A 23,544-nucleotide genomic window follows, 5' to 3' on the forward strand; every position below is an offset into this window, starting at 1 on the left:
CGACGGCCGTGTCGATTGTCAGCGCCGTCGGCGGAATATTCGGTTGCCGAGCCATACCAGCGGGTCGTAGGAGGCGTCGACCACCCGCTCCTTGAGCGGAATGATCGCGTTGTCGGTGATGGTAATGTGTTCCGGGCACACTTCCGTGCAGCATTTGGTAATGTTGCAGTAGCCGATTCCGGCCTGCTCACGCAGCAGCTCCCGTCGGTCCCCGGTGTCCAGCGGGTGCATCTCCAGTTCGGCATACCGGACCATCAGCCGCGGGCCGGCGAAGACCGGTTTGTTCTCCTCATGGTCGCGGATGACGTGGCAGACGGTCTGGCACAGGAAGCACTCGATGCACGTGCGGAACTCCTGGACGCGGTCGACGTCCTCCTGCTTCATCCGGTGGTGTCCGTCGGCACCGGCGGGCGGCCCCGGCGCGAATGCCGGCACCTGCGCGGCCTTCTCGTAGTTGTACGAGACGTCCGTGACGAGATCCCGAATCACCGGGAACGTCCGTAGCGGGGTCACCGTGATGGTGTCGCTCGGCGCGAACAGATTCAGGCGGGTCATGCACATCAACCGGGGCCGGCCGTTCACCTCGGCACTGCACGACCCGCATTTACCGGCCTTGCAGTTCCACCGGACGGCCAGATCTGGGACCTGTGTCTGCTGGAGCCTGTGCAGTGCGTCGAGGACGACCATGCCCTCCTCGACGCTGACCGTGTAGTCGTGCAGATCACCGCCGTCGGCATCGCCTCGCCACACCTGCAGCGCCAGGTTGTATGCGGCCATCAGGCACCCTTTCCGCTGGTCGCGGCTGCTTGGAACAGATGGGCCAGCTCCGCCGGCAGCGCCGGCAGCGGTTCGGCGGTCAGGACAAGCCGGTCCGCGCGCAGCCGCAGAACGTGGTTCACGGTTGCGAACACCGGATCGGGCTGCGGGAAGTCGTCGCGGGTGTGCCCGCCGCGGCTTTCCCGGCGGGCCAGCGCGGACCTGGCGATGCATTCCGCGACGGTGAGCAGTGACCGCAGGTCGACGGCGAGATGCCAGCCGGGGTTGTACTGCCGGTGACCGGCGACGGCGACCCGGCGGGCACGGGCCTGCAACGCTTCGATCTCCATCAGCGCCCGGACGAGTTCGGGCTCGGTCCGGATGATCCCGACCAGGTTCTGCATCACTTCCTGCAGGTCGAGCTGCAGCTGATAGGGGTTCTCCGGGGCCGCCTCCGCAGCGGTGGCGGAGAACGGCACGAGGGCCTGCTCGGCGATCGCGTTGACCTGTGCGTCGTCAGCCACGCCGCGGGCCTCCGCTGGCACCGTCCGCGCGTACCACGCGGCGTGCAGCCCCGCCCGCCGGCCGAAAACGAGCAGGTCGGACAGGGAGTTGCCGCCCAGCCGGTTCGAGCCGTGCATGCCGGCCGCGCACTCGCCCGCGGCGAACAGTCCGGGTACCGTCGCCGCCGCGGTGGCCGGGTCGACCTTGATGCCACCCATGACGTAGTGGCACGTCGGGCCGACTTCCATCGGATCTCTGGTGATGTCGACGTCGGCCAGCTCGGTGAACTGGTGGTACATGGACGGCAGCCGGCGGCGGATGTAATCCGGGTCACGGCGGGATGCGATGTCGAGGTACACCCCGCCGTGCGGCGAGCCCCGCCCGGCCTTGATCTCGGCGTTGATGGCCCGCGCCACCTCATCGCGGGGGAGCAGCTCGGGTGGCCGGCGTGCGGTCACCTTGTCGGTGTACCAGCGGTCAGCCTCCTGCTCGGTGTCGGCCGTCTCAGCAGCGAAGATCGACGGGATGTAGTCGAACATGAAGCGACGGCCTTCGGAGTTGAGCAGTACACCGCCGTCGCCCCGGACACCCTCGGTGACGAGGATCCCCTTCACTGACGGTGGCCAGACCATGCCGGTGGGGTGGAACTGGACGAACTCCATGTCCATCAGCGCGGCCCCCGCCCACAGCGCGAGTGCGTGGCCGTCGCCGGTGTACTCCCAGGAGTTCGATGTCACCTGGTAGGACTTGCCGATGCCGCCGGTGGCGAGCACCACTGCGGGCGCGTCGAAACGCACGAAGGTCCCGGACTCACGCCAGTACGCCAGCGCGCCGGTGACCGGCGGTCCGTCACCGTCGGGCACGTCCTGCGTCGGTGCGGTCTCTTGGCGCCCCGCCGTCAGCAGGCGCAACACCGTGCATTCCATGAAGACGTCGACACGCTTGCTGACCAGCCGATTCTGCAGGGTACGGATCAGCTCCAGGCCGGTGCGGTCCCCGACATGGGCGAGCCGCGCGAAGCGGTGGCCGCCGAAGTCACGCTGGAGGATCCGTCCATCGGGCGTCCGGTCGAAGACCGCGCCCCACTCTTCCAACTCCCAGACCCGATCGGGCGCCTCCTGCGCGTGGATCTGGGCCATCTGCCACTGGTTGAGCATCTTTCCGCCGCGCATCGTGTCGCGAAAGTGCGTCTGCCAGCTGTCCTCGGGCCACACGTTACCCATTGCGGCCGCGATACCACCTTCGGCCATGACGGTGTGTGCCTTGCCGAGCAGGCTCTTGCAGACGACGGCGACCCGGGCACCCTGTTCGTGCGCCTCCAACGCCGCGCGCAGGCCCGCGCCCCCCGCGCCGATCACCACGACGTCGTATGCGTGCGTCTCCGAGATCGATGATGGTGTCATGGCCGCTCACGCCACCCAGTGGTAGTCGTGGATGTGACCACTTGCGACCAGCCAGATGTAGAAATCGGTCGCCATGATCCACAAAAGGCTCGCCCAGGCCCAGACGAGGTGGCGCCGGTTGAGCGCCGAGACCCCCCGCCACAGCCGCCGGCGCACCGGGTGTGTGGACAGGGTCCGCAGCCCGCCCCCGCACAGATGCCGGAACGAATGGCAGGAAAACGTGTAGAGGCCGAGGAGTACCACGTTGACCGTGAGGATGCCGGTGCCGACGCCGATGCCGAAACTGCCGTCGAAGCTGAACGCCCGGACAGCCTCGTAGGTGAGCAGACCCACGAACAAGGCGCCGAAGTACAGGAAGTAGCGGTGCACGTTCTGCAGCAGCAACGGGAACCGGGTCTCACCGCTGTACCTACGCCGGGCGTCGGGAACCGCGCAGGCCGGCGGTGCCCACCAGAATGATCGGTAGTACGCCTTCCGGTAGTAGTAGCAGGTGAGCCGGAAGCCGAGCGGGAAGATCAGAATCAGGATGGCGGGTGAGATCCAGGGCACATCGCCGAGCAGTCCGGAGCCGAGCGCATCGGTCGGGCAGGAGTCGGTCAGGCAGGGCGAATAGAACGGCGACAGGTACGGATGCGCGTAGTAGTTGCCATTGCGGAACGCCGCCCACGTCCCGTAGACGACGAAGCCGGTGAGCACGGCCACCGTGATGGTGGGAGCTACCCACCATCGGTCCCGTCTCAGGCTGGGTTGGGTGATCCTCGCTCGGGCCGCGCCGGTGCTGGGCGCGGTGGCTCCGGTGGAACCCCGATTGTCGGGATGACGGGCATCCGTCTGCGTCGGCATGGCGCTCCTTGGTTCCCCCCGGGCCGCAGCGCGATCATGGAGCTTCGGGGCGCTGGGGCCCTGGCGTGTTCTCCTTGAGTGGTGTTCTCCCGGTTGCGTTTCGGTCGGCTGGGGCGGACCGACGACAGGCCGCGAACTGTGGCGCGGCCCGTCGTCCCATGCTCACACCCGGACGCGGCGCCGGCGGCGCGGCGACACGGAGCGACCCCGCTGCCACCCGCCGGCAACCCCCTCGTCGTCGCATTCGGGCTGGAACTCAGGCTCGCCCTGGCGGGCCGGCACGAACACGGGTTCACTGCCTTCGGAGTACACCGAGCAGGCGGAGGTGCCCGCCGTGCCGGCATCGGCCAGGCCGCTCGTTTCGCTGCGGCTGAGGGTTTCGGCCCCCAGGTCGTCGAGGTCCTCCAACACCCGGCGCACGTCCGCCTCGAGACGGCCGGCCAGGCGTGAGCTGGGCGCGTGGCGGCGTACGCATCGCACATGACGTTGTGCTTCCGCAACCGCCCTGGTTATGGCGAGAAGCTCGTCCCGTAGGCTTGTCGACTGCACGATTCGCCACCTCCGTGGTTCCACCTGCCGGTCGGCGACCTTCGGGCCGGGTGTCGGTACCCGTTCCCGCTGCCGAGCCGGTCACATCGATGACACATTACGTTCACACAGCAGTATGATCGACGGGCGGAAGGTTGGCCAGAGGCAGAGAACTTCTGACCGTGCCGGGATGCCAGAAGGTAGCGTCGGGCCGGGTCGGGGGACCTGTTCGCGAAATCTTCCTGTCATGTTCCGATCGTGGTCATGTCCCGATCGTGGACGTGGACGTGGACGTGGACGTGGACGTGGACGTGGACGTGGACGTGGACGTGGACGTGGACGTGGACGTGGCGCGGGACGTGCGGAGCGCCCGGGTCGCGTTTTCGTCAACGGCGAGGCCTTCGGGATCCCTGATCGGGTCGCCGGTGACGACGACACCGTAATCGCGCGCCGCACCCTCGATCGTGACGTATTCGTCACGCACGTCGTGCAGGACCCGCAGCGGATCGCGTTCCAGCGCGTCTCCCCAGCCACCCGCCCCGTTGCAGACAAAACGGATCATCGTGTTGGCCGACGCCGCAACCGGGGTGAGCAGGAAGCGGTACTCACCGTCGGGGTCGAGCTCGTGCGTCTGCGGGTTGACGACCCCCATCAGCGGTGTCGCCTCGCTGTAGATCGGGCTCGACATGGTCAGCGGCAGGATGGCGGGCTGCTGGGCGAGCGGTGACGTCGCGGGGTCCCACAGCCAGCCACCGGCAAGGCTCCCGGGTCGGCCGCCGTACACGCCGCCGTTGCCCGGGGGCCGCTTGACGTGGAAGGTGGAGATCCGGTGCTCGGCCGGGGTCAACCAGAGGCTGTCGGTGACGCTGGCCGAGCCGCTGCGGTGCTTGCCTGCGCCGGCGGTGTCGGGAACATAGTCGCGCCGAAGCACGACGACGGGGTTGTCTGCTTCGCCCTGCTCGGTTCCGCCGTCGAGTAGATTCAGAATCATCATGAGCTGACTTGAGTCGGCATCGCCGTCCCTGGTGGCACCCCATGGCCCCGCCGGGGTCACGGTCGCGCCGGCCGAGCTGAACCACGGGGTTCCGCCGGTGGTGACACCGCTGGCAAAATGAATCGTACCTCCCCATGAGTCCGGCGCGACTGCGTACTCGCCCAGTACACCGTTGATGGCGCTGAAGGTCGCGTTGATGATTGCCAGGACTGGTTCCCAGTAGAACATGCAGCAGTGCGGTGGCGACGGGTTGATAATGCTGTCGGCGGGCAGCAGCACGTCGACGTCTCGCAGGGACGCCGAGGTGAACGGGCTTTTGGGGTCGATGAGGTACTTGAGCGCGATGGCCACGGCGGTTTTCGCGTCCAGCCACGAGCAGTTGATGGCCGAATTCGTCGCGGGCGAGGAGCCGCTGAGGTCGAACTCCGCCCGGCCCCCCCGTTTGTTGATGCGGACCCGGACGACATGCTCCGCGTCGTCGCTGAGACCATCGCTGTCGAGCCGCTCTTCGCCCTCGTAGATTCCGTCGGGCAGCCGCTCGAGTGCGTTGCGCATGGTTTCCGCGGCAGCGTCGCACGCATAGCGGATGCCCCCCAGATATGCCGGCAGTCCGTATTTCTCCAGGGTTTCCAGGAGGAGGCCGGCGCCCAGCTCGAGCGAGGTGTGGATGGTCTGGATGTCGGGCAGCACGATCGGACCGAGACGGGTGTTGTCGAGAATGAGGCTGAACGTCGGCTTGACGGGCTTTCCCGCGCTGTAGAGCAGGGTCGGCGGCAGTACCAGACCGTCCTCGTAGAGGTCGGTCTTGGTGACCTCGAAGCCGCCGATGGTCCGGCCGCCCCAGTCGAGCATGTGCGCGCGGATGGTCACCGCGCCGACGAGTTCGCCGGCACTGAAGACCGGCCGGATGAAACAGACGTCGTTGAGGTGTGTTCCCACCCGGTAGGGATCGTTCACCATGATGACGTCGCCCGCCACGATGCGGTCGAGGCCGTACTCCTCGAGGGCGATGCGGACCGCGTCCGGGATGGAGCCGAAAAACAGCGGAATCGTCTGGGCCACCGCCGGCATCGCGTGGTTCAGCGAGGGCGGACCGGTCACGGCTGCGGAGATGTCCGTCGACTCGCGGATCTGCGGTGAGAACGCGTAGGTGATGAGCTGGCTGCAGACGTGTTCCATGATGTAACGGAAGCGGCTGGAGATCACTGATGCCGTGAAGCGGTCACACTGGTACAGCTGTTCGAACTCGGTGTCGCCGAGGTCCCGCAATGCGGCACCGTTGCCATTCCGAATTCCGGTCTGGGTCGTCATCATCCCTATCCTTCGCAAGAAGCTGGTTCGCCTGGCTCAGGCGATGCTGAGCTCGCCGTATTCCCCGACTGTTGCCGTGTGACCGGCTGGCACGAACGTCGTGGACATGGGCTCGCGGATGATGGCTGGCCCCGCGATCCGATGCCCCGCCAGTAGTTTCGTGCGCTGGTATTCGGACGCCGGGACGTCGTGCCCATACAGATGGCTCAGCGTCGTCGTCGCGTCGGCCTGCGGTGCCACGTCCGAGGCGACCTCGACCTTGGGGTACTCGGCCTTGTCGGAAGGAACGAACATCTGTACCCGAAAGGTGACGCCCTGGACGGGAAACATCTCGAAGCGGTTGCTGTTGCGCCGTTGGTAGGCGTCGTGGAAGGTCTTGATCATCGTGGTGATCGTGTCCGAGGTGATGGTCCCCCCGGGTACCTCGACGAACGGCGTTTCCCAACTCTGGCCGTACAGCCGGCCGTCAAAGCTGCGAACGATCCGGACCGCGTTCGGGTCGATGCCCTGGCGGGCCAGCAGACCGTCCTCCATCTCCCGGAACAGCCGGTCGACGGTGTCCGCGGTTTCAGGGGACAGGAACGTGTACGAACTGCGCTGGTCGGAGAACACCTGGTCGGAGCTGACCAGGCCGAGCGCGCTGAACAGGCCCGGATGGGGAGGAACGATCACCCGTCGCAGCGGGACGAGGTCCAGCAGGGACGGAAGCAGCATCGGTCCCGCGGCACCGAACGCGACCAGGCTGAAGTCGCGCGGGTCGATCCCTCTGCGGATGGCGATGTTCAGCAGGCCTTCGGCGATGTTGTTCAGGCCCATCTTCCACGCGAAGGCGACCCGTTGTCCCAGGGACAGGGATGTGTCCAGGCTTTCGAACGCGGCCTGGGCCAGCTCGGGATGAAGGGCCATCGTGCCGCCGAGGAAGCCGTCCGCGGACAGCACTCCCATGAGCAGCCCGGCGTCGGTGAGGGTGGGGCGGGTTCCGCCCTGGCCGTAGGCGGCGGGCCCCGGGTCGGCACCGGCGCTGTCCGGACCCACCTGGATCTCGCCGGTCGGGGTGACCGCGACGATACTGCCGCCACCGGCGCCAAGCGTCACGATGTCGGTGGAGAGCGCGTTGATGACAAGGTCGTGTTCGAGCTCGAAGGTCGTGTTCGACCACGGTGTGCCGTCGATGACCACGCTGATGTCGACCGACGTGCCGCCGACGTCCGCGCAGAGCAGGTTCTCATCACCGATCAGCCGGCCGAAGTGGGCGCTGGACACCGTGCCCGCGGCCGGCCCGCCGACGACGAGGCGGTACGGCTGCTCCATCGCGTAGTCGGCCGGCATCAGCCGGGCTGCGCAGTCGGCGTAGTTGAACGTCCCGGTGAAGCCGAGGTCGTGCAGGCCGGTGGTCAGCCGGTCGGTGTATCGAGTGTATTTGATCTTCATGATGACGTCGACAACGGTGGTCGACGCGCGGCCGTACTCCTTGGCCAGCGGCGACACACTGCTGGAAATCGAACAGACCACGTCACCGAGCTCCTCGGCGACGAGCTCGCGCAGCCGTCGCTCGTGCGCCCCGTCGACGTAGGAGTTGATCAGGCAGATGGCGACGCCTTCGACGTTGCAGGCCGCGAGGACGCGCAGTTCCTCGCGCGCCTGCTCCTCGTCGAGAGCGATCAGGACGTCGCCCTGGGCGGTGATCCGCTCCTTGATGCCGCGCCGCAGATACCGCGGCACCAGGGGTCGGGACGCGTCGCCGATGCCGCGGCGCCACGACATGTCGGTCAGCGCCGTCCACGGTCGTACCAGCCGGCCTCGGTCGAGGATGTCGCGGTGGCCGAGTGTCGTCAGAAAGGCGACCTTGGGAATACGCCTCGTGATGATCGAGTTGAGACCGGCGGTGCTGGCGAGGTTGAACACGTCCGCCGTGGAGACATCAATGTCCGCGGCGCCGCGCAGGACCGAGGTCTCGCTCGTCCGAACGTCGGTCGGTACCTTGGCGACCCTGATCTGGCCGTCGTGGATGGCGACCACGTCGGTGAAGGTGCCGCCGACATCGACGCCGACAATCTTCCTGTCCATCACAGGGTGTCCTCCAGTCGCATGACCGTGCCAAGGCGCGACCAGGGTGTGCGGGATACCGAGCAGAGGCACGCGCGACACTTCACGACTTCGAACCAGCCGCCGTCGGACAGCACCGGATAACGCTGTAACCCGGCTTCGCCGCATTCGGGACAGATACCTTCGGTGTCTTCTCGTTTTACGGAAAGTATCGGTATGGGTGGACTCGTGGACTGTGGCACTTCTCGACCTCCTGACGAGTATGGCCGACGTCTGCACGGGCAATGGCCGGGCAGACGTGTTCCTTTGATGCCGGGATTCTTGTCGACGACGGTTTCGCCCGGGTGGACGAAAACGATCCGGGCGGCCCGGCAAAGCGGTACCATCCGGATCGTTTCGCGTCGATGTGGTATGTAATGATAGTGATGTTAAAAGAGATTGTCAATATATTTCAGCAAACTTATATAACTGTATAAGGCCATCCCCGTCCGCCCCCCGTTGCGTAGACGAGACCCGGTGAGTCGATCAAGGGCAGAAGGCCGGTCCGGTCCGGGTGCCGAGTTCGCGGATTATCCGTGTTATCCGTGTTGTCAGAACACCGCGGTTCCATGGGTGGGCGACGAGGCCCGCGCGTGGTGACGTCTGGGTATGCGCCCGGCCCGTGCCGCGAGTCGCCCCGCCCGCACGCCGGCTGCCATGGCCGCCGCCATGAGGGCGGGGTCCTGGGACCGGGTGACCGCGGATGCGAGCAGCACGGCGTCGCAGCCGAGTTCCATGGCCAGCGCCGCGTCGGAGGCGGTGCCGATCCCGGCGTCGAGGACGACGGGAACCTCGGCCTCGGCGACGATCAGCTCGATGTTGTGGCTGTTGCGGATTCCCAGCCCGGTGCCGATGGGCGCGCCCAGCGGCATCACCGCGGCGCAGCCGGTCTGTTGGAGCCTGCGGGCGAGCACCGGATCGTCATTGGTGTAGGGCAGGACGGTGAACCCGTCGGCGACCAGACGTTCGGCCGCGTCGAGGAGCTCGAGCGGGTCCGGTAGCAGCGTGTAGTCATCCGCGACCACCTCTAGTTTGATCCAGTCCGTTTCCAGCGCCTCCCGGGCGAGCTGCGCGGTCAGGACGGCCTCGTGGGCGGTGCGGCAGCCGGCGGTGTTCGGCAGTATCCGGACACCGCAACCGGCGAGCATGTCCAGTACCGACCCGGGTGTCGCAGTATCGACCCGTCGCATGGACACCGTGCACATGGCCGTGCCGGACGCCTCGATCGCCGCCGCCATGACGGCCAGGCTCGGCGCCCCACCGGTACCCATGATCAGCCGGGAAGCGAGCTCCTCGCCTGCGATGACCAGGATGTCGTCGGCCATGTCAACCTCCCTGGGTCGCGGTGAGAATCTCCACGTGCTGACCAGCGCGTAGCTCCAGCTCCGCCCATCGACTGCGGGGGGCCACAACGCCGTCGACCGCGGCGGCGGTTCCCCGGCCAGCCCCGGCCAGGTCCGCGATGAGCTGGTGCAGGGTGGTGCCGGCCGGTACCTGCATGGCTTCGCCGTTCACGGTGAGAGTCATCCGCCATCCTCCTCAGAACCTGGTCGGGGTTACCGCGGGCTCGAACCTGGCCGGGGTGAACGGTGTGACCTCGGCGGGCATGGCACCGTCGGCGAGCAGGCCGGCGATGGCATCCGCGGTCACCGGGGTGAGCAGCACGCCGTTACGGTAGTGGCCGACGGCCAGCACGAGCCCGGGCACCCGGGACGGACCGATGAGCGGTGCGTTGTCGGGCGAGGCGGGCCGCAGGCTGGTGCTCACCTCTTCGAGCTCGGCCTCGCCCAACCCCGGCACGAGGGCCTGGGCGTCGCGCAGAAGCTCGTACACGGCGCCGGCACGCGGGCTCAGGTCGAATCCGACCTCCTCGCTGCTGGCTCCGACCACGACTCGGCCGTCGCTGCGCGGCACCAGGTACACCGGGGCGCCACGGACCGAGCCCCGCAGCACGCAGGTAAGCAGGGGTGGCCCGACGGTCCGCAGCCGCAGCGTCTGGCCCTTGACCGGTCGGACCGCGGGCAGGGCCTCCGGTGGCAGCCCACCGATCCGGGCCGACCACGCCCCGGCGGCCAGCACGACTACCGGCGCTGTCAGGTCGGTGCCGTCGGCGAGCCGCAGCCCGACGACCCGACCACCGCGCAGCAGCCATTCCCGCGCGGCCACCCGGACCATGGTCGCCCCCTCCCGCTCGCATGCCCGCATCAGTGCGTGATGCAGAAGGCGGTTGTCGACCTGGTGGTCACCCGGCGCCGCCAGCGCCCCGACGAGCCCGCTCGCCGATGCCGGGACCCTGGCGCGCAACTGGTGTCGGGTCAGCAGCTCGGTCTCCAGACCCAGCGACCGCGCGAAGCCGTGGATGTCACGCAGACCGGCCATGTCCGCGGCGTCCCAGGCTGCCACCAGCGTCCCGCACCGCAGGTAACCGATGTCGCAACCACTGCTGCGTTCCAGCTCGTCGACGAAGGCGGGGTAACGCAGCGCAGAAGCCGTGTTCAGCTCAAGGAGCGGCCGCTCACCGTAGTGAAGCTCGGTGACGGGGGCCAGCATGCCCGCGGCCGTCCTGCTCGCGCCCGACCCCGGCGCGGGATCGACGATGGTCACCGACAGTCCACGTAGCCGGGCGCGCCACGCCACCCCAAGACCGATCACGCCCGCGCCGGCCACGATGACGTCCACGCCGGACGCTGCTGGACCCGATCTCCGGGCGCCGGCCCCGCCTGCCTGCATGAGCCTCCTTCTCCCGGGCAGCTTCTCCCTCGCAGCCTTCCGTCGCGCAGCGTTGCGTCGTGCAGCGTTGCGTCGTGCAGCTTTGCGTCGTGCAGCCTGCCGTGCCGCGGTCAACCTCACCCGACACCGTCGGAGGCCCCGGATGCAAGTTTCGTCGTTAGGGGCACCGCAGGGCCGATCAACCATTCTTACTGTGTGTAAACTGTCCTGACTTTGTGTAGTGTCGGGGGTGACGCCACGTTGGGCGAACCGTGTGGGAAGGTGTCCGCCATGAGGTACGCGCCGGTTCCCGACCGGTCGGCGATACGGTCGATTGTGAGGTCGGCGGTGTGTCCGGCCGGGAGCACCTCGTCGGCCCGGGTTCTGCGGGCCACCACTGCGCTCGGTGCCACCGCCGCCGTGGCCTATGCCGCGCCCTCGGTGGCCACCCTGCGCCACCTGCGAACGCGCGTCGTGCCCGTCCTCGCCGGGGTTGGCGCGCCGGACCACGTGGCCTTGACCTTCGACGACGGCCCCGACCCGGCGTCCACCCCCTTGTTCCTCGACGTGCTCACCGAACTGGACATACGGGCCACGTTCTTCGTCCTCGGGACGATGGTGGAGCGGGCACCCGAGCTTGCCCAACGGATGGCGGAGGCCGGCCATGAGCTTGCGGTCCACGCCTGGGATCACCGACCGATGCTGCTGCGGGGTCCACTGTCGACCTACCGTCAGCTCAAGCGCACCCGAGATCTGATCACCGCCGTCACCGGCCAGGAGCCGCGGTTTGCCCGGCCGCCGCACGGCATCCTGTCGGCCGGTTTCCTCTTCGCCGCCAGCAGGCTGCATCTCACGCCGGTGTTATGGACCGCCTGGGGCCGGGACTGGACCGCAACGGCCACGCCGCTGAGCGTCCTGGACACCCTCGCGCCCGATCTGCGCGGCGGCGGCACCATCGTTCTGCATGACTGCGACTGCACGTCCGCGCCACAGGCGTGGCGCAGCGCCCTCGGCGCGTTGCCGGAACTCGCCGCCCGCTGCCACGATCTGGGACTTCGGCTGGGTCCACTCGCCGAGCACGGCCTCGACGCTTCGTGGTCGCCGGGCGACAGCGGCGTGGATCAAGGGGTGGGCCCGGCCCGCGCTCGCGGTGCGGACCGGGCTCCGCGGCGCGGGTGCCGGTGGTCTCAGGCGTCGGGGTACAGCGAGTAGCTCGGGAAGTTGCCGTACAGCCGCTCGGTCGGGTCCGCTCCGACGGTGACGGCGTGGACGAGGTGGTCGCCCCCGACAAAGGCACCCTTCCAGGACGCGCCGCGGCCGCCGAACGGTTCGGCCCGGTCGCCGCGCGAACGTGGCTTGTTGATGCCCACCTTGAATGCGTGGATCTCACTGCTCAGCCGGCGGGCGAGCGCCTCGTCATCACAGGCCAGCGATGCCACCAGCGCACCGTTGGACGCGTTCATCGCGGCCAGCAGCTCGGCTTCGGAGTCGACCACCACGATCGTGTCCACCGGGCCGAACGGCTCGGCATGGTGCAGCGCGCAGGACGGCGGGGGAGCGAGGACCGTCACCGGGGGTACATAGGCGGCCGTGTCCTGCCCGGGGATGAATGCGCCGTCTGCGATCGCTCCCCGGTACAGCGGAACCCCGCCCTTGGCGATCGCCTCGTCGATCTTGCCGGCGAGCTCGGCGGACTTCTCCGCGGTGATGACGGGCCCGAAGTCGAGCTCGGGCAGGGGATCGTCGTCATGCGCGACGGCCAGCGGATGGCCGAACCGCACCGAGGAGACCACGGGCAGGTAGGCGGCGAGGAACTGATCGAAAAGCTGGCGCTGGACCACATAGCGGGGATAGGCGGTGCACCGTTGCTTGCCGTATTCGAAGCCCTTGCGCAGATGCGCGGCAAGCAGATCCCACTGGGAGAACTCCCAGATACCCCAGGCGTTGAGGCCTTCCTGCTCGAGGAAGTGCCGCTTGCCCGTGTCCACCAGCGCGGCCGCGACCTGGCCGCCGGTGGAGCGTCCACCGACGAAGGCCAGAGCGCCGATCTCCGGTGCCCGCACCAGTGCGCCCGACAACCGGGAGCCGGACCCGGAAACCAGGGCCACCGGCAGGCCCTCGCGCCGCGCCAGGGCGCAGGCGAGCGTGAGGCAGGCGGCACCGCCGTCCGTCGGGGTCTTCGCGATTGCCGCGTTGCCGGCCAGAACCTGGACCAGCATCGCGTGCATGAGCACGCTCATCGGGTAGTTCCAGCTGGCGATGTTGCTGACCGGCCCGGGTAGGGGGGTGCGGCCGGCCAGCATCGCGTCGATCTCCTCGACGTACCAGCGGACACCGTCGATGGCCCGGTCGACGTCCGTGCGGGCCAGCCGCCACGGCTTGCCGATCTCCCATACCAGCAGCAGGGCGAGCAGATCACGATGGCTGTCCATGGCGTCCAGCGCGGCGCTCACCCGCGTCTTGCGGTCGGCCAGCGGGACGTCCCGCCATCGTTTGTGGTCGTCCAGCGTCGCGCGGATGGCCTCCCGGGCCTCCTCGGGTTCGATCATGGGTGGTCCGGTGATGGGTGATCCGTCGAGCGGTGTGACGCTGCGCAGGGGTTCACCGGTCCGGCGCCACTGACCGCCCCACAGATTGCGCAGCCGATCGTCGGCGAACGCCTCGGGGGCGACCTGCGTGCACCGGGTGTAGGCGTCCGACCATGCGGTGCCGGGTTTGAGATGCAGCCGGGGTGTGCTGAGTGAGGATGCGACCATGGGGTCAGGTTGCCTTTGATCGGCTCCAGGCGCCACTAGGGCGTGTCTGATGAATGTTGGTCGATGCGGGCGATGATCCAGAGTCCTGCCCCGCGATGGTTCGGGTCCGAGGGGACGCGAGCTGGACACGCACAATGTTACTTAGCGTAGCTCCATGGTGGGCGCGGGTGCGGGAGCCCCGGGATCGGACCCCGTTGGCCCACCCGCTGCGGCGCGCACGATACGTCCGGTTCGGGGTTGATGAATCACCACGTTCGCGGGTAAGATCATAGTGTGTCGCTGGCGGTGCGATGGGGCGGCGGCGCGTACCATTCCGATATGTCGGAAGCGGTGTCCGTGCGCGACTCGATCAGCACCGGCAGGAAGACTCGGCTCTACGTAGGACCACCGTCACATAGAGTGGGCACATGGGTCGATCGCATCTCGTCCGTCCAGTGGCAGGTCGTCGTCGAACCTCCCGTGCCTGGTAGTTCCGATCTCTGATGGTCAGCGTCCTGCCGCCGGTGGCGCCTCAGCCCGAACCCATCCGGGTGCTCGTTGTTGACGATCACGAGCTGTTTCTGCAGGGGTTGGAGACCGTTCTCGATCTTGAAGAGGACATCACGGTCGTCGGTCGCGCCGCCGACGGCCGGCAGGCTGTCGTGATCGCAACGGGAACCACTCCGGACATCGTCCTGATGGACGTCCGGATGCCGCACCGCGACGGTATTGATGCGGCGGGCGCCATCAAGCGGGAAGTGCCGACCGCGAAGATTGTGATGTTGACGGTCAGTGATGACGAGTCCGACCTGTTCGAAGCGATAAAGGCCGGTGCGGTCGGTTATCTCCTAAAATCGATACCTCCGCACGAGGTTGCGGGTGCAGTCCGTGCCGTGCACAACGGACTGAGCCTGATCAGCCCCTCGATGGCGTCGAAGCTGATGGTCGAGTTCGCCACCCTGGCGCGCGGATCGGACGACCGGCCGAGCCGGGTACCCGCGCCGCACCTCACCGCCCGCGAACTGGAGGTCCTCAAGCTGGTCGCGGGGGGTCGAGCGAACCGGGAAATCGCGCGCAAACTGTTCATCAGTGAGAACACAGTGAAGAATCATGTCCGTAATATTCTGGACAAGCTGCAGCTTCATTCGCGTATGGAGGCGGTCATGTACGCCGTGCGCCAGGGCCTCTTCGAGATCGACTGATCCCCCCCGCACCGGCCGGTGGACCGGGTCACGCAGTGGCGCGGGCATTTTTGGGGGACATGTGTCAGGCCATGTTGCGTGGGTCAGCGGACCTTGTCAGGGTGTCGGTTGTCAGCGGCGTCCGGTCGCGGAGGGTCGGTGGCCACCCGCGCCGCGTCGGGTTTCGACGTGTCGAGTCCCATCGTGTCGAGTCCCATCGTGTCGATCTTCGAGAGGGTCATGCCCAGTCCCGATCTACCCGGTCATAGTCCGACGCCTGCCCCGGAGCGAGCCGACCTGGGCAGGCTGCGATGACAGAGTGGCTCCTTGTCCTGCTCAGTGTCGTCCTGGTGGTGATCTGCGGGGTCTTCGTCGCCGCGGAGTTCGCCATGGTGACGGTTGACCGTTCACGCGTGACGCGCGCCGCCGACGCGGGTGACAGGCGGTCGGCCGGTGTCCTGTCGGCCCTCGCGAATCTTTCGACCCAGCTGTCCGGAGCGCAGCTGGGGATCACCATCACCAATCTGGCGATCGGTTTCCTCGCCGAACCGGCGATCGCGGGCATCCTCGACGGGCCACTGGAATCCCTCGGCGTACCCGGGGGAGCGGTCCGGGGCGTCGGCGGGACGATCGCCCTGGCGCTCGCCACGGCCACAACGATGATCTATGGCGAGCTGGTGCCGAAGAATCTGGCCGTTGCCCGTCCGCTGCCCACCGCTCGCGCGGTACAGGGGTTCGCGCGAGGCTTCAGCCGCGTGACCGGCTACCCGATCCGCCTCCTCAACGGAACCGCCAACGGCCTGCTGCGTCGGATGGGCATCGAGCCCCAGGAGGAGCTCGCCTCCGCCCGATCCGCGCAGGAGCTGTTCTCCCTGGTGGGTAGGTCCGCGGAAAAGGGCACACTCGCGCCGGAGACCGCGACGCTGTTCCAGCGTTCGCTGGCGTTCGGGGGCAAGCAGGCGGCGGACGTCCTGACTCCCCGGGTCCGGATGCGTACCGTCCAGGTCGACGACCCGGTCGGCGAGGTCATCGCCATGGCCCGCCGGACCGGGCACTCCCGTTTTCCGGTGGTCGGCCAGGGTCTCGACGACGTCGTCGGTCTCATCCACGTCAAGCACGCCGTTGCGGTCGGGGAGGAGGACCGGGAAACGGTGACCGTCGGCGACGTCATGATTGATCATCTGGTCGTACCGTCCACGATGGAACTCGACCCGCTGCTGGAGACCCTGCGCCGCGGCGGCCTGCAGCTGGCGGTTGTCATCGACGAGTTCGGCGGAACGGACGGTCTGGTCACCATCGAGGATCTGATCGAGGAGCTCGTCGGCGATGTGGTGGACGAGCACGACCGGGTGGGCGCGCACGCGCAGCGGCGTAAGGACGGAACATGGCTGCTGTCCGGTCTGCTCCGCGTTGACGAGGTTGTGCAGACCGTCGGCGTGCGGTTGCCGCTGGACGACGCCTACCAGACCCTCGGGGGTCTGATCGCAGACAGGCTCGGCCGGCTGCCCGTCACCGGCGACATCGTCGATGTCGACGGCGTCGGTCTGACCGTCCAGCTGATGGACGGTCGCCGGGTGGACCGTGTCCACCTGGCTCTTCCGCCCGCGCACCGGGGCCGGCCCCCTGCGCACCAGGGTCGGTCGCCGGCGCACCAGGGTCGGCACAGCCCGGGCATGATGGACGCGGTGCGGTGAGCAACCCGGTCGCCGTCTGCCTCGCCGTCGTTCTGTTGCTCCTCAACGCGTTCTTCGTGGGTGCCGAGTTCGCGTTGATCTCGGCCCGCCGGAGCGCCGTCGAACCGGTGGCACAGAGCGGATCCACCCGCGCACAGACCACCCTGCGGGCGATGGAGGACGTTTCGCTGATGCTGGCCGGTGCTCAACTGGGTGTCACGATCTGCACCCTGGGGCTGGGGTCACTCGGGGAACCCGCGGTTGCCCACCTGTTGGACGGTCCGTTCGCATCGGTCGGGCTGTCCGACGCCCCCCGGCATCTGATCGCGTTCGCCGCATCCATGATCATAGTGGTGTTCCTGCATGTCGTCATCGGCGAGATGGTTCCCAAGAACATAGCCTTGGCCGGGCCGGACCGAAGCGCTCTGCTGCTCGTCCCACCGCTTGTCGGTGTCGTCCGGTGTCTGCGGCCGGCGATCGTCGGTTTGAACATGACCGCCAACCTCAGCCTGCGGCTCCTGCGGGTGGCTCCGCGGGACGAGGTTGCCAGCGCCTTCACCCGCGACGAGGTCGCCGCCTTCGTCGAGGAGTCCCGGCGCGAGGGCCTGCTCGATGCCGACCAGCACGGCCTGCTGTCGGGGGTGCTCTACCTCGACGAGCGCAACGCGCGCAGCGTCCTGCTTCCCGTCGACAGACTGGAGACGGTCCCGGCCGGCGCGACCCCACGTGACGTGGAGGCACTCGCCGCCCGGACCGGCTTCTCCCGCTTCCCGGTCCAGGACTCCTCCGGTGCGCTCACCGGATACCTGCATCTCAAGGACGTCCTGGAAACCAATCCGGGGAAGCGGTCGGCGCCGATCCCGGCGAAGTGGGTACGCCCGCTCGCCCGGGTCGGTGTGGACGACAGGCTCCAGACGGTGCTCTCGACGATGCAGCGCAGCGGAGCACACCTGGCCCGGGTCACCGACCGGGACGGAACGATTCTTGGGGTTGTGGCGCTGGAGGACGTCCTGGAAGAACTTGTCGGCGACATTCGCGACGAGGACCGCCCATCGTCCAAAGGGTGATCATCTGTGGGGCCCGAGACGTGGATCGTCTCGCAAGAAGAGTTGTGCACGATGTAATCGTGTACGCTTTGGTTGCGGCTGTGCAGCTGCCGCAACCATCAGCTCTTCATAACGGAGGTACCGACCGTGGCAACCATCCGCACCGCTCGTACGGCTTGGGAAGGCAATCTGACTGACGGCGGTGGCACCGTCACCTTCGCCTCGTCCGAGATCGGCGACTTCCCCGTTTCGTGGCCAGCGCGTGCTGAGGCGCCCAACGGCGTCACCAGCCCGGAGGAGCTGATCGCGGCTGCCCACTCGTCCTGCTTTTCCATGGCGCTCTCGCACGGCCTGACCGGGGCGGGCAATCCACCGCGCCGCCTTGAGACCCAGGCGGACGTGACCTTCCAGCCGGGTACCGGTATCACCGGCATCCACATCACCGTCCGTGGTGACGTGCCCGGTGTTGATGACGCCGGGTTTGTCAAGGCTGCGACAGAGGCCAAGGCGAACTGCCCGGTGAGCCAGGCACTGGCGGGCACGACCATCACCCTCACAGCTGGCCTGTTCTGACGGTCCTTCACTCCGGCTACCGCGGAGCGCGGCTGGCAGCCTCCTGGCGCGTCCATGTGCGCCGGGAGGCCGCATGGTCGACTGACGTGCTGGTGCCCCGGGTGCTGGTGGGATGGGACCATGGGCCATGACCAGCCGAGACGCTGTGACCAGCCGAGACGCTGTGACCAGCGGCGACAGTGACGCGGTTGCCCAGACCGGTGACAGACAGCGGGAGTTCTCGCTGCGCCTGGACGACCAGCTCTGCTTCGCGCTGTACGCGGCATCGCGCGCCGTGACGGCTGTCTACCGGCCTGTGCTCGACCGGCTCGGCCTGACCTATCCCCAGTATCTGGTCATGCTTGTGCTCTGGGACCACGAGACGAGCCTGGTCAAGGATCTGTGCGCCGCGCTGGCGCTGGACTACGGCACGCTCTCACCGCTGCTCAAGCGGCTGGAGTCGACCGGTCTCCTGCGACGCGAGCGGCGCGTTGACGACGAGCGCTCCGTCCAGGTCACCCTGACCGAGACGGGCGCCGCTCTCCGGGAGAGGGCTCGAGCGGTGCCAGCCGTCATCGGCGGCGCCATGAGCCTGTCCGGTGACGAGTTCGTTGCTCTGCGTACCGCTCTGCGTAGCCTCACCGCCGCGGTTACCGCCACGGCAGAGGCCCGATAGCGGCATCACGGAGTTCGCGTCACAGCGCACGCATAACAGCAGCTTGTTACGTGGGGTGAGTGACGGGACTTGAACCCGCGACACCCGGGACCACAACCCGGTGCTCTACCAGCTGAGCTACACCCACCACGTACCAGAAGCATGCCCCTTCAGCGCGCGTAGTCGACCGCGCACCCGCGGTCGACCTGCACAACTTTCCAGGACCTGGCTCATAGTACCGGTCGATCCCTCCTTCTGGCCACGAGGATTGCAGTGTCCTGGCCGCGATGACGCCGGTGTCTCCAGGGGCCGCCAGTGGCCTTCAGGTCACGTCTTCAGGTCACGTCCGGGTCGGTGTCAACCCGGATCTCCCGTGCCACCGCCCGGGCAGACTCGCTGGTGGGCCCCGGTTGCGGCACAAAGATGGCTTTCCGGTAGTAGCGCAGCTCATCAATGCTTTCGCGGATGTCGGCGAGCGCGCGGTGGCCGCCGCGCTTGGGCGGCGCCGCGTAGTAGGCCCTGGGGTACCAGCGCCGCGCGAGTTCCTTCACCGTGGACACGTCGACCATCCGGTAGTGCAGGTAGCTGTCGAGGGTCGGCATGTACCGAGCGAGGAAGCCGCGATCCGTGGCGATCGAGTTGCCGCACAGGGGCGCCTTGCCCGGGTCCGGAACCTGCCGCCGGACGTAGTCCAGTACCTGCTCCTCGGCTTCGGCCAGGGTCAGGGTCGAGGCCCGTACCGCATCGGTCAGACCCGAGGCGGTATGCATCTCCTGGACCACGGCTTCCATCCCGGCCAGCGCGGTCTCCGGTGCGGACACAACCACGTCCACGCCCTCGCCAAGGATATTAAGTTCACTATCGGTAACTAGACATGCGACTTCCAGTAGAAGGTCGGAGGCGGCGTTGAGCCCGGTCATCTCACAGTCGATCCAGACGAGGCGATCCATATCTGGTTGACCATAGGGTCTCCCGATCGGGACGTCACGCGGGGACCTAGCCGGGGGCGGACCGCTGGGGTGCCGGGTTGGCGAGCTGGAACGTCACGGAGACGGGCGGCACCGACCGCTGGGTCGCTGTCGCCGTGAGGATGTACTGCCCGTTCACGAATCGCGTGGTGTTCCACGGCGCGTCCTGCGGAGTGAACAGGAACGGTGGCCCGGTGGCCGTGTAGGACGTCGAGACGGGCCCGGCCAGGTTGAACAGGATCGTGCCGGGCGAGCCGGAAACCACGAGTTCGATCTGAACGACTCCGCTCACCACGGCACCCTGCACGGGCCCGGTCACGACGCTTCCCGAGATGATGCCGGCGAAGCCCACCAGGGTCGGACCCGCCGTCGAGCCGGCACCGGTTCCGCCGACGGCGGCACGGCTCGGCACGGCCGAGGGCCTACCGGGCGACCTCGGGATGACCGGCCGGGCACTCGCGTCGGAGTCGGTCGGGGTGGGGGCCGTCGCACCGTCTGCCGGCCCGGATCCGGCGGCGATGAGTGTCCCGTCCCCAGCGGGCGGTTCTGGATGATGCTGATACCACAGCACCAGGACGGGCATCAGCGCGAGCGCGGTTGCGAACATCAGGATGCCGAGCCCACCCCGCCTCACCAGTCCCACCGGCCGGTGTGCCCTTTCCATCCGTCTGCCCGATTAGTAACAAGCTGACCATATCGCCAGAAGGTGTCCAGGCGATGGGAGGCTTCCCGGGAAGACCCACGTGAAGGGGCCCGGTGGCGCCGTGCCCGCGCGAGTGCGGGCACGGCGACCACATGGAGTGGCAGTGGCGCTGGTCGCCAGCTCACGGATCGGATCTCGCTGACTGCGCAACGGCCCGGCGGACCCGGGCCGTTGCGCAGTCAGCGACGCCGGGCCGGGCGCCCCGGTGGTCGGGCCGTCAGCCGGCGGCGACCATGGGTGTCACGGGGGCGCCGACGGCTTCGGAGCCGGCCTGCTGCTCGCAGGCGCTCTTGCCGCAGGAAATCCGGTCGACTGCAGCTGCGGTCCACAGCCCAGACGGTAGCGGTCCAGGCGACCGGCGGGGCCGGTTGTCACAAACCCTTAACCTTACCGGCGGCGTGTCGGGCACCGGCGGGTCCCCCCGTCCGAGGGACCGTCCCGTTATCGCCGGGTGGTGGCACCGGCCGGTGATGACGACCGGTGATAACGACCGGTGTTGCCGGTCGCTCCTCGCCGCCATGACGAACCGTGCACGGTGGGTGATTGCTTGACACCTACCGCGGCTCTGACAGTCTGCACATGCCGGACGCCCTCGAGGGCCCAAGGGCGCGCGACGATCGTCAGATCCCGCGCCCGCAGGCCGTAGTCCCCGGAGCGCTAACGTGGAGGTCAGGTCATGAGCACGCACGACCACTACGTCATGCCGGCCGGTGGTGCCACCTGGGATGTGCCGATGGCCGGTGCCGCGCGTTTTTCCTGGGAGTACGACGAAGGCCGCGCGCGGCTGTTGGAGCTCTACCAGAAGGGCAAGGACAGACAGTGGGACGCCGCGACCAGGATCGACTGGTCGGCGGAGGTCGACCCCTACCGTCCGCTCGGACTTGCGGACGAGACGATTCCCATCCACGGTCTCCCGGTCTGGGAGAAACTGGGCGAGCGGGACCGCGGCGAGCTGCGTCAGCATCTGGCGGCATGGCAGTTCAGCCAATTCCTGCACGGCGAGCAGGGCGCGATGATCTGTAGTGCCCGGATCGTCGAGTCGGTACCGGACATGGATGCGAAGTTCTACGCCGCGACCCAGACGATCGATGAGGCGCGGCACGCCGAGACCTATGCCCGCTTCCTGACGGAGAAGGTCGGTGTGGTCTATCCGATCAACTCCGAGCTACGGTCGCTGCTCGACTCGACCCTTACCGACAGCCGATGGGACATCCCGTACCTGGGCATGCAGGTGCTCATCGAGGGGCTCGCCCTCGCCGCGTTCGGGGTGCTGCGCGATGCCACGTCCGCCTCGCTGCCGAAGCAGATTCTCGCGTATGTGATGCAGGACGAGGCTCGGCACGTGGCGTTCGGGCGACTGGTCCTACGTGATTACTATTCGCAGCTCAGTAGTCGGGAACGCGCGGAACGCGAGGAATTCGTCGTCGAAAGCTGCTGGCTGATGCGTGACCGGCTGCGGGGCGCCGAGGTGTGGGAGAATCTCGGCTTCGACGTGGCCGAGTGTCTTGCGGCGGTTGAGACCTCCAGCTACATGCGGGCATTCCGCAAGCTGCTGTTCAGCCGGATCGTGCCGTGCGTCCGGGACATCGGTCTGTGGGGGGAGAAGGTCCGCGACGCCTATGCGCGGATGGGTGTCCTGGACCTCTGCGACCTCGATCTGGCGGAACTGATGAACAGGGACGAGGACATCGCCGACAGCCTCGACCGGGCGCGGGCCGACGAGATGGAGCTGATGGCGCGCAGGCTGCAGGTGGAGCAGACGATAGCTTCCGTGCTCTGACCGCCGGGACCGAGGGCTGGTGCGGTGTCGGGTGGGTGGGTCGGGAAGCGATCGGGGCGATCCGGAGTTATCCTTACCTATAGTTGCTCCAGCAACGTTCGACCCGTGAGACGTGCCAGGAGGACCGCGATGCCTGCCGTGACCGCCGCCGATCCGACCAGTCTGCCGCGCCTGAGCGCGCCCCTGCCCGGTGCCGTGGACCGCCCGGTCCGTTCGGTGACGACCGCGCCATCGGGCCACGAGGGTGAAGGCTTCCCCGTGCGCCGCGCCTTTGCCGGTGTCAGCCTGGTAGATCTCGATCCCTTTGTTCATATGGATCAGATGGGTGAGGTCGAGTACGCCCCCGGCGAGCCCAAGGGCACGCCATGGCACCCTCACCGTGGCTTCGAGACCGTCACATACATGATCGATGGGACGTTCCAGCACCAGGATTCCAACGGTGGGGGTGGCGTCATCACCGATGGCGCGACCCAGTGGATGACAGCAGGCGCGGGAATCCTGCACATCGAGACTCCACCCGAACAGCTCGTCGTCAGCGGTGGGCTCTTCCACGGCGTCCAGCTGTGGGTGAACCTGCCGGGGCGCGACAAGTTCAGCCCGCCGCGGTACCAGAGCATCGAAGGCGACCGGGTCAGCCTCGTCGCGTCGCCGGACGGCGGGGCGCTGCTGCGGCTCATCGCCGGTGATGTCGCCGGCCATCGCGGTCCCGGCTCGACCCATACCCCGATCGCTGTGGCGCACGCGTCGGTGTCCCCGGGCGCTGCGCTGACGGTCCCGTGGCCCTTCGACTTCAACGCGCTGACCTACATCCTCGCGGGTTCGGGACGGGTCGGCGGTGAGGGTCATCCGGTCCGCGCCGGGCAGCTTGCCGTGTTCGGGCCCGGTGACCACCTGACGCTCGCGGCCGACGACCGCCAGTCCGGGGTGAGCCCGATGCTGGAGGTCCTGCTGCTCGGCGGGCGGCCCATCCGCGAGCACGTCGAGATGTACGGGCCGTTCGTGATGAACACCCGCGACGAACTGCGCCAGGCTGTGGAGGATTATCAGGCCGGACGTTTGGGCGTCATCCCCGCGAATGCCCTCATGCCCCATCGCGTCGTCGACCGTTCCGGCTGAGG

21 protein-coding genes and 1 tRNA gene are annotated in these 23,544 nt (G+C 67.9%); 8 read left to right on the top strand and 14 right to left on the bottom strand.

Annotated elements, in window-relative coordinates:
- Nucleotides 1-18: 18 nt before the first annotated feature.
- From U9979_RS08285 to thiO, 9 genes are all read right to left on the bottom strand, one after another.
- A complete protein-coding gene (locus U9979_RS08285; RefSeq protein WP_322750256.1) occupies nt 19-777 on the bottom strand; it encodes a succinate dehydrogenase/fumarate reductase iron-sulfur subunit in 759 nt (252 codons plus the stop codon).
- A complete protein-coding gene (locus U9979_RS08290; protein ID WP_322778907.1) occupies nt 777-2,663 on the bottom strand; it encodes a fumarate reductase/succinate dehydrogenase flavoprotein subunit in 1,887 nt (628 codons plus the stop codon). Before U9979_RS08290 ends, U9979_RS08285 begins: the two co-directional genes overlap by 1 nt.
- 6 nt (nt 2,664-2,669) lie before the next feature.
- Complete coding sequence (locus U9979_RS08295) at nt 2,670-3,506, bottom strand: hypothetical protein (RefSeq protein WP_322750254.1); 837 nt, start codon at nt 3,504-3,506, stop codon at nt 2,670-2,672.
- Between the two features lie 162 nt (nt 3,507-3,668).
- Nucleotides 3,669-4,055 carry a hypothetical protein gene (locus U9979_RS08300; protein ID WP_322750253.1) on the bottom strand — a complete coding sequence of 129 codons (387 nt, stop codon included), beginning with the start codon at nt 4,053-4,055 and terminating at the stop codon, nt 3,669-3,671.
- 241 nt (nt 4,056-4,296) lie between these two features.
- Nucleotides 4,297-6,339, bottom strand: a complete 2,043-nt coding sequence (locus U9979_RS08305; protein WP_322778908.1) for a hydantoinase B/oxoprolinase family protein — start codon at nt 6,337-6,339, stop codon at nt 4,297-4,299.
- A gap of 36 nt (nt 6,340-6,375) precedes the next feature.
- A complete protein-coding gene (locus U9979_RS08310; RefSeq protein ID WP_322778909.1) occupies nt 6,376-8,406 on the bottom strand; it encodes a hydantoinase/oxoprolinase family protein in 2,031 nt (676 codons plus the stop codon).
- A gap of 569 nt (nt 8,407-8,975) precedes the next feature.
- On the bottom strand, nt 8,976-9,749 hold the full coding sequence (locus tag U9979_RS08315; protein ID WP_322778910.1) for a thiazole synthase: 774 nt from the start codon (nt 9,747-9,749) through the stop codon (nt 8,976-8,978).
- Between the two features lies 1 nt (nt 9,750).
- On the bottom strand, nt 9,751-9,951 hold the full coding sequence (thiS, locus tag U9979_RS08320) for a sulfur carrier protein ThiS (protein WP_322750248.1): 201 nt from the start codon (nt 9,949-9,951) through the stop codon (nt 9,751-9,753).
- A 12-nt stretch (nt 9,952-9,963) separates the two neighbouring features.
- On the bottom strand, nt 9,964-11,154 hold the full coding sequence (thiO, locus tag U9979_RS08325) for a glycine oxidase ThiO (RefSeq protein WP_322778911.1): 1,191 nt from the start codon (nt 11,152-11,154) through the stop codon (nt 9,964-9,966).
- Between the two features lie 327 nt (nt 11,155-11,481).
- Here thiO and U9979_RS08330 point away from each other — a divergent pair, with 327 nt between their 5' ends.
- Nucleotides 11,482-12,345: a polysaccharide deacetylase family protein gene (locus U9979_RS08330; RefSeq protein WP_416219729.1), complete on the top strand. Its 864-nt coding sequence runs from the start codon at nt 11,482-11,484 to the stop codon at nt 12,343-12,345.
- Here the strand turns inward: U9979_RS08330 and U9979_RS08335 are convergent.
- Nucleotides 12,321-13,889, bottom strand: a complete 1,569-nt coding sequence (locus tag U9979_RS08335; RefSeq protein ID WP_322778912.1) for an aldehyde dehydrogenase family protein — start codon at nt 13,887-13,889, stop codon at nt 12,321-12,323. The genes U9979_RS08330 and U9979_RS08335 overlap by 25 nt on opposite strands.
- A gap of 479 nt (nt 13,890-14,368) precedes the next feature.
- Here U9979_RS08335 and U9979_RS08340 point away from each other — a divergent pair, with 479 nt between their 5' ends.
- Nucleotides 14,369-15,070, top strand: coding sequence for a response regulator (locus tag U9979_RS08340; RefSeq protein ID WP_416210136.1), 702 nt, complete (start codon nt 14,369-14,371; stop codon nt 15,068-15,070).
- 83 nt (nt 15,071-15,153) lie between these two features.
- On the opposite strand, the gene U9979_RS08345 is transcribed toward U9979_RS08340, so the two are convergent.
- On the bottom strand, nt 15,154-15,291 hold the full coding sequence (locus U9979_RS08345) for a hypothetical protein (protein WP_322778913.1): 138 nt from the start codon (nt 15,289-15,291) through the stop codon (nt 15,154-15,156).
- 69 nt (nt 15,292-15,360) lie between these two features.
- On the opposite strand from U9979_RS08345, the gene U9979_RS08350 reads away from it, so the two are divergent.
- From U9979_RS08350 to U9979_RS08365, 4 genes are all read left to right on the top strand, one after another.
- Nucleotides 15,361-16,743: a hemolysin family protein gene (locus tag U9979_RS08350; protein WP_322751992.1), complete on the top strand. Its 1,383-nt coding sequence runs from the start codon at nt 15,361-15,363 to the stop codon at nt 16,741-16,743.
- A complete protein-coding gene (locus U9979_RS08355) occupies nt 16,740-17,789 on the top strand; it encodes a hemolysin family protein (RefSeq protein WP_322778914.1) in 1,050 nt (349 codons plus the stop codon). The genes U9979_RS08350 and U9979_RS08355 overlap by 4 nt, the downstream gene beginning before the upstream one ends.
- 126 nt (nt 17,790-17,915) lie before the next feature.
- Entirely contained in the window at nt 17,916-18,341 is a 426-nt protein-coding gene (locus U9979_RS08360; RefSeq protein ID WP_322766630.1) for an OsmC family protein, read from the top strand.
- A gap of 127 nt (nt 18,342-18,468) precedes the next feature.
- Nucleotides 18,469-18,996 (top strand): MarR family winged helix-turn-helix transcriptional regulator, encoded by a 528-nt coding sequence (locus U9979_RS08365; protein ID WP_322778915.1) that lies wholly within the window; start codon nt 18,469-18,471, stop codon nt 18,994-18,996.
- Between the two features lie 51 nt (nt 18,997-19,047).
- On the opposite strand, the gene U9979_RS08370 is transcribed toward U9979_RS08365, so the two are convergent.
- The 3 genes from U9979_RS08370 to U9979_RS08380 form a co-directional block, all read right to left on the bottom strand.
- Nucleotides 19,048-19,123, bottom strand: a tRNA-His gene (locus U9979_RS08370).
- Between the two features lie 187 nt (nt 19,124-19,310).
- A complete protein-coding gene (gene orn / locus U9979_RS08375) occupies nt 19,311-19,925 on the bottom strand; it encodes an oligoribonuclease (RefSeq protein WP_322749420.1) in 615 nt (204 codons plus the stop codon).
- Between the two features lie 46 nt (nt 19,926-19,971).
- Nucleotides 19,972-20,577, bottom strand: coding sequence for a hypothetical protein (locus U9979_RS08380; RefSeq protein ID WP_322778916.1), 606 nt, complete (start codon nt 20,575-20,577; stop codon nt 19,972-19,974).
- A gap of 745 nt (nt 20,578-21,322) precedes the next feature.
- Between U9979_RS08380 and U9979_RS08385 the strand changes: the two genes are divergently transcribed.
- Nucleotides 21,323-22,426: a ferritin-like domain-containing protein gene (locus tag U9979_RS08385; protein ID WP_322749422.1), complete on the top strand. Its 1,104-nt coding sequence runs from the start codon at nt 21,323-21,325 to the stop codon at nt 22,424-22,426.
- 129 nt (nt 22,427-22,555) lie between these two features.
- The gene (locus U9979_RS08390; RefSeq protein WP_322749423.1) at nt 22,556-23,542 is read left to right on the top strand and encodes a pirin family protein; all 987 of its coding nucleotides are present in this window, start codon (nt 22,556-22,558) and stop codon (nt 23,540-23,542) included.
- Nucleotides 23,543-23,544: the final 2 nt, after the last annotated feature.

Source organism: Protofrankia sp. Cas4, from assembly GCF_963555915.1.
GTDB lineage: Bacteria > Actinomycetota > Actinomycetes > Frankiales > Frankiaceae > Protofrankia.

Coding starts and splice junctions, on each gene's coding strand:
- U9979_RS08390 (WP_322749423.1), top strand. CDS start 22,556: ATGCCTGCCGTGACCGCCGCCGATCCGACCAGTCTGCCGCGCCTGAGC.
- U9979_RS08350 (WP_322751992.1), top strand. CDS start 15,361: ATGACAGAGTGGCTCCTTGTCCTGCTCAGTGTCGTCCTGGTGGTGATC.
- U9979_RS08315 (WP_322778910.1), bottom strand. CDS start 9,749: ATGGCCGACGACATCCTGGTCATCGCAGGCGAGGAGCTCGCTTCCCGG.
- U9979_RS08385 (WP_322749422.1), top strand. CDS start 21,323: ATGAGCACGCACGACCACTACGTCATGCCGGCCGGTGGTGCCACCTGG.
- orn (WP_322749420.1), bottom strand. CDS start 19,925: ATGGATCGCCTCGTCTGGATCGACTGTGAGATGACCGGGCTCAACGCC.
- thiO (WP_322778911.1), bottom strand. CDS start 11,154: ATGCAGGCAGGCGGGGCCGGCGCCCGGAGATCGGGTCCAGCAGCGTCC.
- U9979_RS08310 (WP_322778909.1), bottom strand. CDS start 8,406: ATGGACAGGAAGATTGTCGGCGTCGATGTCGGCGGCACCTTCACCGAC.
- thiS (WP_322750248.1), bottom strand. CDS start 9,951: ATGACTCTCACCGTGAACGGCGAAGCCATGCAGGTACCGGCCGGCACC.
- U9979_RS08335 (WP_322778912.1), bottom strand. CDS start 13,889: ATGGTCGCATCCTCACTCAGCACACCCCGGCTGCATCTCAAACCCGGC.
- U9979_RS08345 (WP_322778913.1), bottom strand. CDS start 15,291: ATGACCCTCTCGAAGATCGACACGATGGGACTCGACACGATGGGACTC.
- U9979_RS08285 (WP_322750256.1), bottom strand. CDS start 777: ATGGCCGCATACAACCTGGCGCTGCAGGTGTGGCGAGGCGATGCCGAC.
- U9979_RS08305 (WP_322778908.1), bottom strand. CDS start 6,339: ATGACGACCCAGACCGGAATTCGGAATGGCAACGGTGCCGCATTGCGG.
- U9979_RS08290 (WP_322778907.1), bottom strand. CDS start 2,663: ATGACACCATCATCGATCTCGGAGACGCACGCATACGACGTCGTGGTG.
- U9979_RS08365 (WP_322778915.1), top strand. CDS start 18,469: ATGACCAGCCGAGACGCTGTGACCAGCCGAGACGCTGTGACCAGCGGC.
- U9979_RS08295 (WP_322750254.1), bottom strand. CDS start 3,506: ATGCCGACGCAGACGGATGCCCGTCATCCCGACAATCGGGGTTCCACC.